The organism is Collinsella sp. AM16-21, assembly GCF_003471905.1.
GTDB lineage: Bacteria > Actinomycetota > Coriobacteriia > Coriobacteriales > Coriobacteriaceae > Collinsella.
In genome coordinates, this window is record NZ_QRKJ01000003.1 from 72630 (window position 1) to 90628 (window position 17999).

General features: G+C 60.8%; 10 protein-coding genes. 8 read left to right on the forward strand and 2 right to left on the reverse strand.

Annotated features, from left to right (window positions below; translation table 11 throughout):
- The first annotated feature begins 187 nt into the window (after positions 1-187).
- From DW180_RS02715 to DW180_RS02750, 7 genes are all read left to right on the forward strand, one after another.
- On the forward strand, positions 188-583 hold the full coding sequence (locus DW180_RS02715) for a helix-turn-helix domain-containing protein (RefSeq protein WP_117564058.1): 396 nt from the start codon (positions 188-190) through the stop codon (positions 581-583).
- A 180-nt stretch (positions 584-763) separates the two neighbouring features.
- On the forward strand, positions 764-3646 hold the full coding sequence (locus DW180_RS02720; RefSeq protein WP_118237309.1) for a proton-conducting transporter membrane subunit: 2883 nt from the start codon (positions 764-766) through the stop codon (positions 3644-3646).
- Positions 3647-3658: 12 nt separating this feature from the next.
- Complete coding sequence (locus DW180_RS02725) at positions 3659-4270, forward strand: NADH-quinone oxidoreductase subunit B family protein (RefSeq protein ID WP_118237311.1); 612 nt, start codon at positions 3659-3661, stop codon at positions 4268-4270.
- Positions 4270-4986, forward strand: coding sequence for an NADH-quinone oxidoreductase subunit C (locus DW180_RS10210; RefSeq protein ID WP_158570919.1), 717 nt, complete (start codon positions 4270-4272; stop codon positions 4984-4986). The genes DW180_RS02725 and DW180_RS10210 overlap by 1 nt, the downstream gene beginning before the upstream one ends.
- A gap of 5 nt (positions 4987-4991) precedes the next feature.
- Entirely contained in the window at positions 4992-6080 is a 1089-nt protein-coding gene (locus tag DW180_RS02740) for a nickel-dependent hydrogenase large subunit (RefSeq protein ID WP_118237313.1), read from the forward strand.
- Between the two features lie 7 nt (positions 6081-6087).
- On the forward strand, positions 6088-6429 hold the full coding sequence (locus DW180_RS02745; protein ID WP_118237314.1) for a 4Fe-4S dicluster domain-containing protein: 342 nt from the start codon (positions 6088-6090) through the stop codon (positions 6427-6429).
- Between the two features lie 729 nt (positions 6430-7158).
- Positions 7159-14478, forward strand: a complete 7320-nt coding sequence (locus DW180_RS02750) for a Spy0128 family protein (RefSeq protein ID WP_118237315.1) — start codon at positions 7159-7161, stop codon at positions 14476-14478.
- A 608-nt stretch (positions 14479-15086) separates the two neighbouring features.
- On the opposite strand, the gene DW180_RS02755 is transcribed toward DW180_RS02750, so the two are convergent.
- Both DW180_RS02755 and DW180_RS02760 read right to left on the reverse strand, forming a co-directional pair.
- Positions 15087-15716, reverse strand: a complete 630-nt coding sequence (locus DW180_RS02755; RefSeq protein WP_118237317.1) for a response regulator transcription factor — start codon at positions 15714-15716, stop codon at positions 15087-15089.
- On the reverse strand, positions 15713-16858 hold the full coding sequence (locus DW180_RS02760) for a sensor histidine kinase (protein ID WP_118237319.1): 1146 nt from the start codon (positions 16856-16858) through the stop codon (positions 15713-15715). Before DW180_RS02760 ends, DW180_RS02755 begins: the two co-directional genes overlap by 4 nt.
- Before the next feature lie 197 nt (positions 16859-17055).
- Between DW180_RS02760 and DW180_RS02765 the strand changes: the two genes are divergently transcribed.
- Positions 17056-17994 (forward strand): ABC transporter ATP-binding protein, encoded by a 939-nt coding sequence (locus DW180_RS02765; protein WP_118237377.1) that lies wholly within the window; start codon positions 17056-17058, stop codon positions 17992-17994.
- Positions 17995-17999: the final 5 nt, after the last annotated feature.

Here is a 17999-nt window from a genome sequence, read left to right on the forward strand (position 1 = left end):
ACCGTCAATGAGCCGCGAGCTAACTAGCTGCGTAAATAAAACCTAAAGAACTGTTGCAAATTAATGGCAAATGCCCAGATGCCGCCGTGCGATTTTCAATTAACTGTTACGCGCAAACAGCAAAATGCTACTATCTAACATGCACGTAAGAAAGCAGATTAACGGTTAAGGCTAAGAAGTGGCAGGTATGTCGGAAGCAACAAGGACTCGCACGCATGCGCCCGAGGTTAGGCAGCGCGCCGTCGAGGTCCTCCAAGAGGGGGTCGGTCATCGCGCCCTCGCCGCGGAGCTCGGCATTCCCCAGGCCACGGCTCGTCAGTGGGCCCGCGCATATGCCGTGGGCGGTGCCGACGCCGTTCTCAACGCCGGTTCGCATCATCACACCTATTCGTACGAAGTTAAGCTCGCCGTGGTCAAGGACCGCTTGGAAAACGGCTTAACGGTTCGCGAGGCCATGATCAAGCACAAGATTCCTAGCGAGTCTTCGGTCAAGGCTTGGTGCCGTCAGTACCGCGAGAGCGGTGAGTCCGCACTGGTCGATAAGCCGCGCGGTCGCAAGCCGCGCGTTAAAAAGGCGGAATAGCAAACGGGATGGTGCACCCACAGGGGCGCATTTTTCTTGCCGCCCCTCTGCTCCAATGCGGGCGTGCCCTTACCCCGTACGCCTAAAATTCCCCAGTTGACCGAAAACCCGCCGCCGCTACTCCTCAATTGAGCTATAACGTTAAACAATTGCAGCGTTTTAGCATGGGGGAGTGATGGTATGACGCTACTGTATTTCCTTACCCTGTTTCCGCTGGTACCGGCGCTGGGCATGCTGCTCGCGCGCGGTGACCGCGCCCGCGATGCGGCGGGGCTCATAGGCTCCGGCATTATTATGGCGGTGACAGTTGTAGTCGCCGTCATGTTTTTTGGCACGGGTCCGCAGAGCTTTGAGGTTGCCCCCGGCACCTCGCATGTGCTCTCGATCATCAGTTCCGTTATCGACGTCATCCTGTGCGCTGTCATCCTGTACAACGCGTACAAATATAGGAACGCGCTCACCACGGTGCTCGGCATAGTCCAGCTGGTGGGCTCGCTCGCCTTTGCAGCCATGACGCTGCCCGCGGCCGAAGCCGTCACGGCAACGCCACTCTACCTGGACTACATGAGCGTGATCATGGTCCTCGCCGTCGGCATCGTTGGCAGTCTAATCTGCTTGTATGCCCTGGGCTACATGAAGGACTTCCAGGCCCATGACGAGCACGAGGCCGCGCTGCGCGGGCAGACCGCGCCCGACCGTCGCCCGCAGTTCCTGGCGCTCATGTTCCTGTTCCTCTCGGCCATGTTCGTCATCGTGACGAGCGACAACCTTGAGTGGCTGTTCTGCGGCTGGGAAATCACCACCGTGTGTTCGTTCCTTATGATTGGCTACACGCGTACGCCCGAGGCCATCAAGAACGCCTTTACCCAAATCATCCTCAACATGCTGGGCGGCATCGCGTTTTTGGCCGGACTCATGTACCTGCACGTTAACGGCATGCCGCTGACCATCTCGGGCATGATCGATCTTTCCGGTGCCGGTACCGCGCAGTCCGCGCTGCTGGTGATGCCGGTCGTTCTGCTGTCGCTCGCCGCACTCACCAAGGCCGCACAGATGCCGTTCCACACCTGGCTGCTCGGCGCCATGGTCGCCCCCACGCCCACGAGTGCCCTGCTGCACTCGTCCACCATGGTCAAGGCCGGCGTGTTTTTGATGGTCAAGCTGAGCCCGCTGTATGCCATCTATCCCGTGACCGGCTTTATGGTCACGAGTGTGGGTGCCATCACGTTTTTGCTCGCGGCCCTCATGGCCATCTCGCAGAGCAACGCCAAACGCGTGCTCGCGTACTCCACCATTTCCAACCTGGGCCTCATCAGTGCCTGCTTGGGCGTCGGCGCGCCCGAGGCCGTGTGGGCCGCCATCTTCCTGATCCTGTTCCATACGGTGGCAAAGTCACTGCTGTTCCTGTGCGTGGGCACGGCCGAGCATCATATCGGCAGCCGCAATATCGAGGACATGGACGGCATGTTCAGCCGCATGCCGCACCTGACGCGCCTGATGATGCTGGGCATTATGGGCATGTTCGTGGCGCCGTTTGGCATGCTCGTGTCCAAGTGGGGCGCCCTGGTGGCGTTTGCGCAGACCGGCAACGTGCTCATGATCATGGTGCTTGCCTTTGGCTCGGCCGCGACGTTCTTCTTCTGGGGTAAATGGCTTGCCAAGCTTTCGGGCGTCGACCCCACGGCTCAAAACGTTGAGGTCAATGTCCATAAGACCGAATGGATGGCCCTCAACACCATCGCCGCGCTGCTGATTCTTTGTTGCGTGGCGTTCCCGCTCATCTCGAGCGGCCTGGTGTCGCCTTACTTGGCCATGGTGTTTGGCCGCGTGCCGTACGTTATTGGCAAGGACTCCATGTATTTGATGGTGGTTATCGTGGCGTTTATCGCCGTGGTGCTGCTGACTTCATTCCGCGTGAGCAACAAACCGCACGTAAACGTATATCTTTCGGGCGTGGGAACCGACAATTACCGCCATTTCCGCGGCTCGATGGGACACGAGATGAAGGCCGAAAAGCGCAATTGGTACTCGGAGGACGCCCTTGGCGAGAAGCGTATTGGCCCCGCGGGTAGCGTCGTGTGTTGCAGCATTATCTTGTTTGCGCTGCTGTGTTGCGCGTGGATTGGGCCCGAGCGGCTTGCCATGAGCGCGCCCTCGGTGCTGCGCGGCAAGTATTTTGAAGGTTCGGGTGTCGTGGGCATATTTATTGGTACCGTGGCGTTTGCCTTGATTGCGCCGCTTGTGGGTGGACTGATCGACGGCCTTGATCGCAAGCTTTCGGCCCGCATGCAGGGCCGCGTGGGTCCGCGCCTGCTCCAGCCTTTCTACGACGTTGCCAAGCTGCTGCGCAAGGCCCCTGCCAGCGTAAACACCATGGATGATACCTACATGGCGTGCGCACTCATCTTTACCGTGGTGGGCGGCGGCATCTTTGTGTCGGGCTCCAACACGCTGCTGTGCGCCTTTATGGTGACGCTCGCCGCGATCTTTGTTGTGTTGGCGTCCGCCTCGACGCAAAGCCCGTTTGCCCAGGTTGGCGCCGATCGTGAGTTGCTGCAGGTTATGAGTTACGAGCCCGCCGTTCTGCTGATGAGCGTGGGCCTGTACCTTGCCACCGACAGCTTCGATTCCATCGCCGTGACGGGACAGTCGGCCCCCATCATCGTGTACAGCGCGCCCATTTTCCTCGCGCTGCTCGCGGTACTCACCATCAAGCTACGCAAGTCGCCGTTCGACCTTTCGTACTCGCATCACGCGCATCAGGAGATTGTCCAGGGTGTCGCCACCGAGATGAGCGGCGGCACGCTGGCCAAGATGACCCTCATGCATTGGTGCGAGACCGTGCTGTTTTTGATGTGGGTGGGCATGTTCTTTGTTTGGGACAACCCGGTGAGCTGGGTGGTTGCCCTGGTCGTGATGGTCGCGACGTATTTTGTCGAGGTGCTGATTGATAACACCTTCGCGCGCAGCACCTGGCGCAGCTGCTTTAAGCTCGGCTGGGGCGTGGCGCTGGTGTTTGGCCTGCTCAACCTCATGCCCATCCTTGTCGACGTGTTTATTTAGGAGGCGGCATCCATGGATCATAAAATGTCGCGCTCGCCGTGGGTTATTCATTACGACGGCTCGAGCTGCAACGGATGCGATATCGAGGTGCTGGCCTCGCTCACGCCGCTGTTCGATGCGGAGCGCTTTGGCGTGGTCAACACCGGCAACCCCAAGCATGCGGATATCTTTTTGGTGACGGGGTCGGTCAATGCCCAGAACCTGCCCGTCGTGCGCCAGATCTACAACCAGATGCTCGAGCCCAAGTGCGTTGTGGCGTGCGGCATTTGCGCGTGCTCGGGCGGCGTATTCCGCGATGCCTACAACGTGATCGGCGGCGTGGACCGCGCGATTCCTGTGGACGTGTACGCGCCCGGGTGCGCCATTCGCCCCGAGACGGTGATCGATGCCATCGTGGAGGCGTGCGGCATCCTGGACCAGAAGGAGGCCGTGATGCGCGCCGGCGGCGATCCGCTCACCGTAGGCGGTGCTGCTACCTGGGACGGTGGCGTTGATCTGGGCGAGGACGGGTTTGTGGCCGCGGCTGGGGCCGGCGACGCGCCTGCCGCTGGCGACGCGCCTGCCGCTGGCGACGCACCTGCTGAGACGCCCGCCGCGTCCGTCGCTGCAAAGGAGGCCGAGTAATGCAAAAGGCTATCTATACCACCGTCGGGATCGACGAGCTCCTGTCGCATGTCCAGGCGCTTAAGGGCGTCGGTGCACGCTTTGTGCAAATGCACGCCGAGCGTAGCGTCGACGACGGCTCGTATCGCTTGGTCTATACGTTTATCAACGTTCGTGCTGCTCAGGAGCATATTGCGCAGGACGGCAGCTATGCGATTGAGAACCTGGTGGCTGAGGGCATCGACCAGTACCAGGAGATTCCGTCCATCAGCTCGTATTACCCCGCGGTGTTCCCGTTTGAAAATGAAGCGCACGACCTGTTTGGTCTTGCCATCACCGACATGCAGATCGACTTTAAGGGCTTTTTCTACCAGGTCTCGACTGCCGAGCCCATGAGCGTTATCACGCCCGAGGTGAAGGCCGCGCGTGAGAAGGCCATGAAGGTCCGCGCGGCTGCCGAGGCTAAGGCGCGCAAGGCCGCGGCCGAGAAGGCCGCCGCGGCTGCGGCTGTTGCGGGGGAGGGCGTTGCGGGCGCCGGCGATGCCGCGGGCGCCGCTGCTCAGCCCGCTGCGGCTGCCGGCTCCGATACTCAGCATGACGAGGCCGCGGCCAAGGCCGCACTTAAAGCCGCCGAGATGGAGGCAAAGCTCGCCGCCATGGATCCCGAGAAAGCGGCCAAGGTCCGCGCGGCGCTTGCCGCCAAGGCCGCCCGCGACAAGCAGAAAAAGGAGGCGTAAGGTCCATGGCACATCGCTCCGTTATTCCGTTTGGCCCGCAGCACCCGGTGCTGCCCGAGCCGCTTCATCTGGACCTGGTGATCGAGGATGACCGCGTTATCGAGGCAATTCCGCAGATCGGCTTTGTGCACCGCGGACTCGAGAAGCTCACCGAAAAGCGCGACATGCATCAGTTTGGCTACATCGCCGAGCGCATCTGCGGCATTTGCGCCGTGGGCCACAGCTACGGTTATGCCAGCGCCTGCGAGCGCATGCTCGACATCGAGGTGCCCGGCCGCGTGCAGTATATCCGCACCATTTTGCACGAGCTTTCGCGCATCCACTCGCACCTGCTGTGGCTGGGTCTGCTCGCCGATGCCTTTGGCTTCGAGGCGCTGTTCTATCGTTCGTGGACCCTGCGCGAGCAGATTCTCAAGATCTTCGAGAGCACGTGCGGCGGTCGCGTGATTCTGTCGATCAACGAGATTGGCGGCCTTAAGCACGATATTGAGGACTCCGAGCTGGCCGGCATTGTCCAGACGCTCGATGCCATGCGCCCCGACTACGAGGCCCTGGTGCATACGTTTTTGGACGACGCCAGCTGCGGCGAGCGCCTGCATGGCGTGGGCGTGATCAGCAAGAAAGATGCACTGGAGCTTTCGATGGTCGGCCCGTTCGGCCGCGCCTCGGGCGTGGATTACGACGTGCGCATGTTCGGCGACGGTGCCTATGCGGATCTGGCTGCGTTTGAGCCCATCGTGGCGACCGACGGCGACTGCTATGCCCGCTGCCAGGTGCGTTGCGCCGAGGTCACGCAGGCCATGGACATCATTAAGGAGCTTGTTGGCAAGATTCCGCACGACGGTATCGGCGGGCGCACCAAGCTCACGCCGGCCGACGGCGCGCGCGGCGAGGTTGTGATTGAGCAGCCGCGCGGCGAGGCGTATTACTATGTGCGCGGCAACGGCACCAAGAACTTGGACCGTTTCCGTGTGCGCACGCCGACGTCGCAGAACCTGGCGGGTCTGACACATGCGCTGCAGGGCGTGCTCCTTGCCAACGTGCCCATGATTATCCTGACCATCGACCCCTGCATTAGCTGCACGGAAAGGTAGGCACGGCATGAGTTTGCTGACATTTGCCAAGACGGCCTTGGGTTCTATGGTCAAGCAGCCGGTCACGGTGTGCTATCCGCAGGAGAAGCTCGCGGCACCCGAGCGCCTGCGCGGGCACATCGTCAACGACATGGACGTGTGCATTTGCTGCGGTATGTGTGCGCGCCGCTGCCCGGCGGGCGCGCTCGCGGTTGATCGCAAGGACGGTACCTGGTCGATCGATCCGTACGCTTGCGTGGTGTGCGGCGAGTGCATCGAGAGCTGCCCCAAGCACTGCCTGACTATGGATACCGCCCACACTCCGGTCGCGGCGAACAAGGCTCCCACGGTGGAAACCAAACCGGAATAGAGCTGGGATGGGGCTGGTATAGCGCTGGAATGGGGGCCGGCGGGGCAAAAATGCCCCGCCGGCCCCGCGCTTAAACGCGCCGTGGAGCCGCCGTGAACAAAACTATGCCGGATTACTACGATAAATCGCCTACCCCCAACCGCGCCGCATTTGGCAAAATCAAAACCGCAGGTAGACGGCTTGCGGTTTTGCGAAAAAGTCACGCGTGGTCGGGGATCTTATTTTTATCGTAGTAAACCGGCATAGTTTTGAAATGGCGCCATATCGGTGACGGCCCTTGATCCCCCAAGGACGGAGGAAAACGGATCATTTTGGCCCTGCGAGGGCCGCCACGTGACCCCGCCGCCACGAAACCGGCCCATCTACTACTTTTGAGTGGCAACCCCCAACCATAGCGAAAAACGCAAAAACAAAACCGCAGGTAGAACACCTGCGGTTTTTTATGAAACGCGGTTATGGTCAGGGGTATCGGGCTAAACGTAGTAGATGGGCCGGTTTCGTGGCGGGGTTTATTAATCAACCCCCTCTGGCTGGAGGAAATTGGGCCATTTTGGCCCGTCCATCTTCGGTCGCACCCGTTTTCCTGCGAAAACGCCGTGTCTCAACTTTGGTGAGACATTTGTCTCACGCCCAAAACAGAATCTGGAACATGTGTCACCTGCCCAAATTGTGTCTCATTTCGTAACTTTAGGCTGTTGCAAGGTCTGAGACCGCGAGAAGGGAGACGCGATGAGTAAGTACACGAGGGGTCTCTTGGCGGTGATACTTGCCGTAGTGCTTGTGTTGCCGGCTGCAGCATTTGCCATGCTGCCCGAGGCCAACGCCAGGTCCAGCACAGGAATGGACGGACCGGCCATGACCGGAAAAACGGTCGTCGACCGCGATACCAGCAACTACTGGAAGTTCTGGGCCGGCGGCTATGACGGCAAGGAAGTAACAACTCAAAACGTCGGCCGAATCTGGACCGATAAGACGGTCAAGGCAGTCGAGAACGGGGATTCTGATTTCCTGACCACGCTGTCTGCTATCTCTTCGACATCCGATACGACGGTCTCCGGCAAGCCGCTCGACATCGTGCTGGTGTTGGATGCTTCTGGCTCGATGAAGGATGACATGAGCGGAAATGACGGAACCAAGCGTATTGATGCGCTGAAGAAGGCCGCCAATAGCTTTATTGACACCATCGCCACGCAAAACCAAGGTATTGCAGATGAGTCCAAGCAGCACAAGGTCGCCATCGTTAAGTTCGCGGGCACAAAGTCCACTGATGTCGGCAACGGTAAGGATAGATACGGCTACAACTATTCGCAGACCATGAAGAAGCTGACGCTCTGCAAGGGCGAGGACGCGGAGAGCCTTAAGAGTACGATCGACTCCATCAGTCCCGCTGGCGCCACGCGAGCCGATTACGGCTTACAACTGGCTGAGGGCATTTCGTCTGATCGCGCCGACGCCAAGAAGGTCGTCGTCTTCTTCACCGATGGCTCGCCCACGAGTTGGGACGAATTCGAGAACGAGGTTGCCAATGACGCTATCAACAGCGCCAAGAAGATCAAGGATAAAGGTGCCGACATTTATACGATCGGTATCTTTAGCGGCGTAAACCCCAGTGCCATCCCCACGGCTGATGGCACAAGCAAAGAGAATAAGTTCATGCATGCCGTGTCGAGCAACTATCCTGCCGCCTCATCCAGCATTTCTGTCTGGGACGAATGGACCATCAACTTTGGTGCGCGCGCAGAAAACGCCAATTACTACAAGTCGGCAACCAGCGCTTCTGAGCTCGAGAAAATCTTCGAAGAGATCTCGGGAAGCATTATCCAAGCCGGTTACCCGACCGAAGTTCACGGCGGTTATGGCGAGCATAAGTCTGGCTATATTACGTTTACTGACGAGCTGGGCGACTTTATGCAGGTCGACAACTTTACGTCTGTCGTGTACAACGGCGAGACGTTTACTGGCCCGGCAATGAAGGCCGAGGGCAATGTCGATACCTATACATTTACTGGTGCCGCCGCGAACTTGGTTATCACCGTTCAGCATGCCGGAAAGGGCGAGCCCCAGACCGGCGATATCGTAACGGTCAAGATTCCCGCGTCGCTGATTCCGCTGCGCCACTTTAAGATTACCGATGGCGTTCTTACGGTCGACGATACTGAGCCCATCCAGGTGAACTACACCTCGAGTGTTAAGAAAGACGCGCTCGATAACCTGTTTACACCCGAGCAGGTAGTGGGGCTTAAGGACTACATCAAGAGCAATACGATCACCGCGGAGAACGGCTCCAAGACTGTTAACTTCTACGCGAACAAGTGGAATGGCGGTACGCTGGGCGATACGATTGCGAACTTTGAGCCCGCCGATTCCAATCGTTATTACTATTTCCAGAAGCAGACTCCCATTTATGTGGATAAGAACTGCACAACGCCTGCGACGGGCTCGCTGGCTGCCGAGGGCATCTATTACTACAAGGATGAGTTCGAGGCGCTGGGCGCAGACGGTAAGGCCGAATCCCGTATTGCCGTTATTGAGTTTACCGGCGGAGACGCCGCGAGCTCTGAGGACGCCTTCGTGCGCGACGCGAACGGAAACCTGTCGTTTAGCAAGGGAACCGCGCGCCTGGCCTTTATTGACGAATTGCATACCACCAAGGAGCGTGTGGGCGGTGACAACCCCACCCGCACCGCGGCCGACGTGCTCAACCCCAAGTGGAACAACAACGCCACGGAGGTTGACGTTCACCTGGGCAACAACGGCAAGATCAGCTTTAACGTGACGCCGGCAACGGTGGATACCAAGACGAGCTTTGGCCTGACCAAGGTGCTCGAGGGTCGCGATTGGACGGATACGGACGAGTTTAAGTTTGAGCTCTCCGCGACGTCCGAGAATGACGCCCCGATGCCCGCACCCGCGACCGCGACCGTGACCAATGCCGACCTGGACGACAATGGCAAGGCGGCCATTAACTTTGGCGAGATCACCTATAACAAGCCGGGCGAGTACACCTATGAGGTCCGCGAGGTCAAGGGCGGCGTCGGTGGCATTACCTACAGCGAGAACGTTGCCACGTTCAAGGTGACCGTGGCTGTTAAGGCCACAGGTGGGCTTAAGGCTGACGTTGAAAAGATCTCGGGCGAGACCGAGTTCAAGAACACCTATAGCGTGAAGCCTGTCGAGGACCAGATCACCGCGAAGAAGGTCCTGACCGGGCGCGACCTCAAGGAGGGCGAGTTCTCCTTCGAGCTCGTCGAGGGTAACAAGGTCGTCGCCAAGGGCACTAACGCTGCCGACGGCAAGATCGTCATGGACAAAATCACTTACGATAAGCCCGGCACTCACACCTACAAGCTGCGTGAGAAGCTCCCCAACGAGGCGGGGCTGAGCAACGGGATCACGTACGATAAGACGAGCTACACCATCAAGACGAGCGTCATCGACAACGGCGACGGCACGCTTAAGGTGACCCATGCGCTCGAGGGCACCAAGCCGGCGCGCTTTGAGAACAAGTACAATACTGCTCCGAATGAGTCTAGCGTCACCGATCAGATTACCGCGAAGAAGGTCCTGGACGGGCGCGACCTCAAGGCCGGCGAGTTCCGTTTCGAGCTCGTCGAGGGTAACGATGTCGTCGCCAGGGGCACCAATGCGGCCGACGGCAAGATCACGATGGACAAGATCACCTACACCGAGGTCGGCGAGCACACCTACACGCTGCGCGAGGTCAAGGGCGACGCCGGTGGCATCACCTACAGCACCGCGACCTACACCATCGTGACCACGGTTACGGACAATGGCGATGGCACGCTCGATGTCCATCATGTCCTGAAGGATGCCAAGGCTGCCGAGTTCAAGAATTCTTACGGCTTGACCTCCGAGAGCTCTAGCGTCACCGACGAGATCAAGGCGAACAAGGTCCTGACCGGCCGCGGCCTCAAGGCCGGCGAGTTCTCCTTCGAGCTCGTCGAGGGCGACAAGCTCGTCGCCACCGGCACCAATGCTGCCGATGGCACAATCGTCATGGATAAAATCACTTACGATAAGCCTGGCAATCACACCTACACACTGCGCGAGAAGCTCCCCAACGAGGCGGGGCTGAGCAACGGGATTACGTACGATAAGACGAACTACACCATCAAGACGAGCGTCATCGACAACGGCGACGGCACGCTTAAGGTGACCCATGCGCTCGAGGGCACCAAGCCGGCACGCTTTGAGAACAAGTACAACACTGCCCCGAACGAGTCCAGCGTCACCGACCAGATCACCGCGAAGAAGGTTCTGGACGGGCGCGGCCTCAAGGCTGGCGAGTTCCGTTTCGAGCTCGTCGAGGGCAATAACGTTGTCGCCACCGGCGCCAACAATGCCGACGGCAAAATCGTGATGGATCCCGTCACCTACACTGAGGCTGGCGAGCACACCTACATGCTGCGCGAGACCAAGGCCGGCGCCATCGAAAACGGCATTACTTACAGCACCGCTGAGTACACTGTTGTGACCATCGTCAAGGACAACGGCGACGGCACCCTCAGCGTGGAGCACAAGCTGCAGAACGACGAGAAGGCGACCTTTGAGAACGCCTACAACGTGACGCCCAAGGATTCCAGCGTTACCGACAAGATCACCGCGACCAAGGTCCTGGACGGCCGCGACCTCAAGGAAGGCGAGTTCTCCTTCGAGCTCGTCGAGGGCGAGGACGCCAAGGTCGTCGCCACCGGCACCAACGCCGCCGACGGCAAGATCACGATGAGTGAGATCACCTACAACGAGCCCGGCAAGCATACCTACAAGCTGCGCGAGGTCCCGGGCGACGCCAACAACGGCATCACCTACGACGGCAAGACCTACACCATCGAGACGACCGTCACCGACAACGGTAAGGGTGAGCTCGTGGTAAAGCATGAGCTGAAGGGAGCCGATGAGGCGAAATTCAACAACAGCTACAAGCCGAAGCCCAACGAGTTTAGCGTCACCGACCAGATCACCGCGACCAAGGTCCTGACCGGTCGCGACCTCAAGGCTGGCGAGTTTAGCTTCGAGCTCGTCGAGGGCGAGGACGGCAAGGTCGTCGCTACCGGCACCAACGGCGCCGACGGCACGATTACGATGAACCCCGTGAAGTACGACAAGGCCGGAACGCACACCTATACGCTGCGCGAGGTCAACGGTGGAACCACTAGCAAGGGCATTACCTACGACGACAAGACCTACACTATCGTGACGACCATTACCGACAAGGGCGATGGTACGCTCGAGGCAAAGCACGAGCTGAAGGGTGCCGAGGACGCCAAGAGCATTGAGTTCAAGAACTCCTACAGCGTGACCCCGCTCGACACAGAGCTCGACTTTGGCCTGAGCAAGGCCATTGACGGCCGCGACTGGACGGATGGGGACGAGTTCAGCTTTACCATCACCGCCCCCGAAGGCGCCCCGCTGCCCGATCCCGCAACCGTAACCGTGAGCAAGAGGGACGCGAAGGACGGCATCGCCGCCATCAAGTTCGGTAAGATCCACTACGCCGCTGCCGGAACCTATAAGTACGAGATTCGCGAGAACGCGGGCAGCACGGTCGGCATGACGTATGACGCGCATGTCGCAACCGCCGAAGTGACCGTGACCGAGGACAGCGATGGCACCCTGACCGCCAACGTCACCAAGAAGGAAAACGGACGCTTTACCAACACGTACCGCACTGAGCTTAACTACACCGCTGCCGGCGGTCTGTGGCTCAGCAAGTATCTGGACGGCCGCCCCATGACCGAGGGTCAGTTCACCTTTACCGTGACACCTGCTGACGACGCTTCGGCTCGCGCGCTCGGTCTGCTGCCCGGGGCTAATAGCTTCAAGTCCCCCGCAGCGGCAGAGGCAACGGTCGGACTGATCGACATTCTGGCTGGTCATGAGGTTATATTTACGCAGGCTGACGCCGGCAAGACCTTTACGTACACCGTGGCCGAGAAGAACGACGGCCAGCCCGGTTACACCTACGACGACGCCGTGCGCACGGTGACGATCGCCATCGCCGACGACGCCGCCGGCACGCTCACTGCTACGACGACCGTTTCCGGCGGTCCCGAGGGCACGCATGAGACGGTCCACAAGAGTGGCGAGAGCAAGGTCGAGAAGGCCCTGGTGCCGTTCCACAACAGTTACAGCGCTACGACCAACACGCCTGGCGGCACCGCCGCTCAGGTCGTTGCCACCAAGACTCTGACCGGCCGCCCGATGGCCGACGGCGAGTTCTGGTTCGGCATCGCCTATCAGGGTGAGCTTGTGGCATACGAAAACCTCAAGCCCAATATCGGCGGGCACGTGAGCTTTGATACGCTGCACTACGACACTAAGATGCTTGCTGATCTTGAGGCTGCTGGGCTTGCCCATCGTACCGACAAGGACGGTAAGCTTGCCTGGACCATTAACTACACGGCCTACGAAGATTTATTCGGGCTGCCGAATGGCGTTTCCGCTACAACGTGGAGCTTTGGCTTTAAGGTTATCGTCGTCGACAACGGTGACGGTACCCTGACGGCAACGGTCGACTACGGCGGCGTCGAGCCCTTGTTCGAGAACGTCTACGGCGCCGAAGCCGTCGATGCCGCGCTCACCGGCACTAAGAAGCTCCAAGCTGCCGAGGGCCTGACCCCGGCTGACATCACGGGCAAGTTCACCTTTACCGTGACCGCCGACGAGGCTAGTGCCCCGATGCCCGAGCGCACGACCGCAACCAACGACGCGGCTGGCAACGTGGACTTTGGCAAGATCCGCTTTACGCTCGAGGACCTCAACCGCGCTCTGGGCGTGACGGACGATGCGACCGATAAGGCCGAGGCAGACGAAGCTGACGAAGCCGAGGCCGACGAGGCAGAGGCCGACGAGGCAGAGGCCGACGAGGCAGAGGCTGAAGAGGCCGACGCCGACGCTGATGTCAACGCCGACGAGCCCAGCGACGAGTCCGAGCCCGCAGCCCCCACCGCCCCGCGCTCGCACACCTTTACCTACACGGTGACCGAGTCCGGTAGCGCCCCTGGCGTGACCAACGACGCCAACGCCACGCGCAAGGTTTCCTATACCGTGACTGACGACGGCGCTGGGCACCTGGGCGTCAAGCGCGACGGCGGCGACGGTGCGGACTTTACGTTCACCAACACGTACAGCGTGGCGCCTACCGATTCTTCCGTGACCGATCAGGTCACGACCGTCAAGCGTCTGACCGGACGTGACCTTGCAGCTGGCGAGTTCACGTTTGAGCTGCTCGAGGACGGCGTGACTGTCGCTAGTGGCACCAACGACGCCAACGGCAACGTTACGCTGAGCCCGATCCGCTACGAGGCACCCGGCACGCACACGTACACGCTGCGCGAGGCTTGCCCCAACGCGCTCGGCCTGTACAAGGGCGTCACCTATGACGGCACGACCTACACCGTCGTGACCACCGTCTCCGACAATGGCGACGGCACGTTGACCGCGACGCACAAGCTCGAGGGAACCACCGAGTCGGCTGGCTTTACCAACAAGTATCACGCCATGCCCACGCAGGTTTCCATCGGCGCCATCAAGGTGCTCGAGGGACGCGAGCTCAAGAAGGACGAGTTTAGCTTTAAGCTCGTTGGCGAGGACATCGAGTCCACCGTCACCAACGATGCCGACGGCAAGATCAACTTCGACAAGTTCGAGTACGACGAGCCTGGTACGTACGTCTACACCATCAGCGAGGTCAAGGGCGACGAGGCCGGTATGACCTACGACAAGTCCGTCTTTACCGCGACCGTCAACGTGGTCGACGACGGCGAGGGCAACCTCAAGGCGAACGTCGCCTTTACCAAGGGCGACAAGAGCGTCGAGGGTATCGTGTTCAACAATACGTACAAGAAGCCCGAGACGCCCGTGCCGACGCCCGATCCCGGCACGCCCAAGACCGTGACGAACATCGTCAAGACGGTCAAGGGTTTCCTGCCCACCACGGGTGACCAGCAGGCCGCTGCGCTGCTCATGGCATTTGTTATTGCCATGGCTGGCGTCGGAGCCCTGGTCTGGGGTATCCGTAAGCGCTAGGCACGCTGGCAGCGCCCGGGGCCAAAAGGCCCCGGGCGGCCGGCGGGGAGCCAGAACATAGCCCCCACCCCCACCCCCAGCCGCCACGGAGACGTCTCCCTTCTCCGTGGCGGCACTTTTGTGCGTAGGGGAGGAAGGGCCGCCACGAAATCGGCCCATCTACTACGTTTAGCCCCTTACCCCCAACCATGCCAAAAAAACGCGAAAACAAAACCGCAGGTAGAACGCCTGCGGTTTTCTGAAAAACAGAGGTATGGTCGGGGGGTACTGGACTAAACGTAGTAGATGGGCCCATTTCGTGGCGGGCGCCGTCAGCCGATCTCCGCGGGCGGAGGAAAACGGATCATTTTTGGCTCTGTATGGCTTGTGGGGTGTCGGTGTGACGCCGCGGTTCCAAAACTATGCCGGTTTACGGGGCTGAATCACGAGTCCCCAACCACGCCGATATTCGTGAAAATAAAACTGCAGGTAGACGAGCCGTCATTTTGCAGAAAACGCGGGTATGGATGGGGGTTCTGCGTTTAGCCCCGTAAACCGGCATAGTTTTGAAATGGCATTAAATCGGCGGCAGCCATTTTGCTATGTCGGAGCGGTTGGTCGTCGGACAACTACCCCCGCAGGTAGGCGATGGCGATCTGCGTGCGGTTGCGCAGGCCCATTTTGGCTAGGATCGAGCTGATGTGGTTGCGCACCGTGCCTTCGCCCATATAGGCGGTGGCGGCGATCTCCTTGTTGTCGAGGCCGCGGGCGATGAGCTCGGCGACTTCGAACTCACGGTCGGTCAGGCTGGCAAAGGCGGCGGGCCGGCGGGGCATGCCCGCCGCGGCACCCGCCCCATCAAAGTTGATGTCCTCGATCGCCTTACCCTCGAGCACACGTTTGCCGTCCATGACCTGCGTCAACGCCGGCGGAATGGCGGCGGCATCGGTTTTGATCAGGTAGCCGCGGGCGCCCAGTTTGAGCGTCGATACAATGTACTCGTCATCCGAGAATGTCGTCAGAAACACGACGCGTGCCGCGGGGTCGCGCTCAAGGATCTCGCGTGCCGCCGAAAGTCCGTCACGCCCCGGCATCTGGATGTCGAGCAGCGCGATATCGGGCGCGTGCTCGGCGTAGAGCGCCATCGCATCGTCGCCGTTGGCGCCGGTGCCCATCACTTCGATCTGCGGCTGGGCGCCCAGGATAATCTTGAGCGAATCGACCACCAAGCGGTCGTCGTCGACAACGATGAGCCTCATCGGCCCTCATCTCCTTGCGGTTTGGGAACGGTGGCAAACACACGCCAGCCGGGGGAGCCGGCACGCGGGCCGGCGGTAAAGGTGCCGCCAAGCGCCTCGATGCGCTCGCGCATGGAGCCGAGCCCCATGCCTTCTGTGACGTTGCGGCCGCTTGCTTGAACCCCGCCCGCGCCATCGTCGGTAACGATGAGCTGATAAAACGACGGATGCTCCATGCATCGTACGGTGACAGCATGGGCGCAAGCGTGGCGCATGGTGTTGGAGAGCGCCTCGCGCAGGACCGCCGCAAAGCAGTTGGCGACGTTTGCGGGCGCATGTTCGGCCAAAACTTCAAGCTCAATCTGCGGGCCGCCGTCCGAGCGCGCGCCTTCAACAATGCGTTCGAGTTGCACGGAAAGGTCGACAGCGTTGTCGTTGAGCGCGTGGACGCTGGTGCGTACGAGCTGGAGCGCCTCGTCAACCGTGCGTTTGACGTCGGCGAAATCGGCGGCGACGCCGGGCTCGTCGGCGTGGACCACGCGCAGGGCTTCGGCCTGCAGTGAGGCGCGCGTGAGCTGGTGCCCGACGTTATCGTGGATCTCGCGCGCGATGCGGGCGCGTTCGGCGAGCGTCGCGAGCTCGACTTCGTAGTCCTGACGATCGGCAAGGTCGCGGTTACGTGCCTCGAGCACGAGGGCTCGTTCCTGCAGCTCGTCGCGGGTACGGCGCATGCGCCGCTGCTCGCGCTCCAACTGGGCGGTACGTAGCGATAGCAAGGTGGCGGCAACCGAAAGGATGGCGGTCAGCAGGAGCGTTCGGGCGGCAAGCGCGTCGGCGCGAAGGTCCGCGATGAGTGCAAAGACAAAGGCGACGCCAATGCCCAGCGCGACCCAGGCGTGCTCACGGCGCACGCGCCGCGCGATGTCATAGAGGGCGAGAGGCGCAAACGGCACAAACGGCGGCACGAAGACGGCCGCGATGATGTAGGCGTAGCTCACGGCCTCGCTCGCACGGCGGGCGCGGTTTCCCTGTGCGACCTCGGCCAGCGAGGTGGCAATAACGCCAAGACAAAACGCCGCGACCAGGCGAGCGTCCACAGCAAGGCCCAGAGCGGCCGCAATACAGCACGCCAGCACGATCGATTTGTCGAAAAGCCTGTTCATACGGGTATTGTACGCGAAGCTGCGCGTGGTGGAGGGGCCGCCTGCGCAACCGTGACATTCCTCCCGCGCGGCAAATTGGGGGCATCGACAGGCCGTGCGACCATGCTCCGCACTCGTGACAAAGCTCACTGGTGCGCGCCGGCGGTTCCTGCGATGATGCAATCGTACCGGGCCGCAATCAACAGAAGGGCCGCCTCATGACAGACATCGTCCACGTCGAAAATCTCGTCAAGCGCTACGACGATCTTATTGCGCTCGACCACTTTAATCTGAGCATCGCCCCCGGCGAGATCTTTGGCCTGCTGGGCCCCAACGGCTCGGGCAAGACCACGTCCATCAACTGCATTCTGCAGCTGCTCTCCTACGACAAAGGCACTATCGAGCTGTTCGGTGAACCCATGACGCCCACGCGCTATGACCTCAAGCGCCGCATCGGCGTGGTGCCGCAGCAGGTGGCGGTGTTCGACGAACTCACCGTGCGCGAGAACATCGACTATTTCTGTAGTCTCTACGTCAGCGACCGCAAGCGCCGCCGCGCGCTCGTGGACGAGGCGATCGACTTTGTCGGCCTGGGCGACTTTACCAAGTTCCGCCCCGGCAAGCTCTCGGGTGGCCTGGCGCGCCGCCTCAACATTGCCTGCGGCATCGCGCACAAGCCCGAGCTCATCTTTTTTGACGAGCCCACGGTGGCGGTCGACCCGCAGAGCCGCAACGCCATCCTGGAGGGCATCTGCCGCCTGCGCGACGAGGGCGCCACGGTGGTGTATACCAGCCATTACATGGAGGAAGTCGAGCAGATCTGCAGCCGCATCATGATCATGGACGGCGGGCGCGTGCTGGCACAGGGCACCAACGACGAGCTCAAGCGCATGATCCAGATGGGCGAGCGCGTGACTGTCGAGGTCGGCGCCGTCGAGGCCGCCACGGTCGAGCGGCTGCGCGCTCTCGAGCACGTGCTTTCGGTCGAGCTGTCCGGCGGCGAGCTCGTCTGCACCTGCGAGGCGAGCCCGCACAACCTGGTGGACATCCTCGACACGCTGCGCGCCGCCGACGTGGCGCTCGGCCGCGTGTGGAGCGAGCCGCCGACTCTCAACGACGTGTTCCTCGAGATCACCGGCCGCGAGCTGCGCGACTAGGGGGC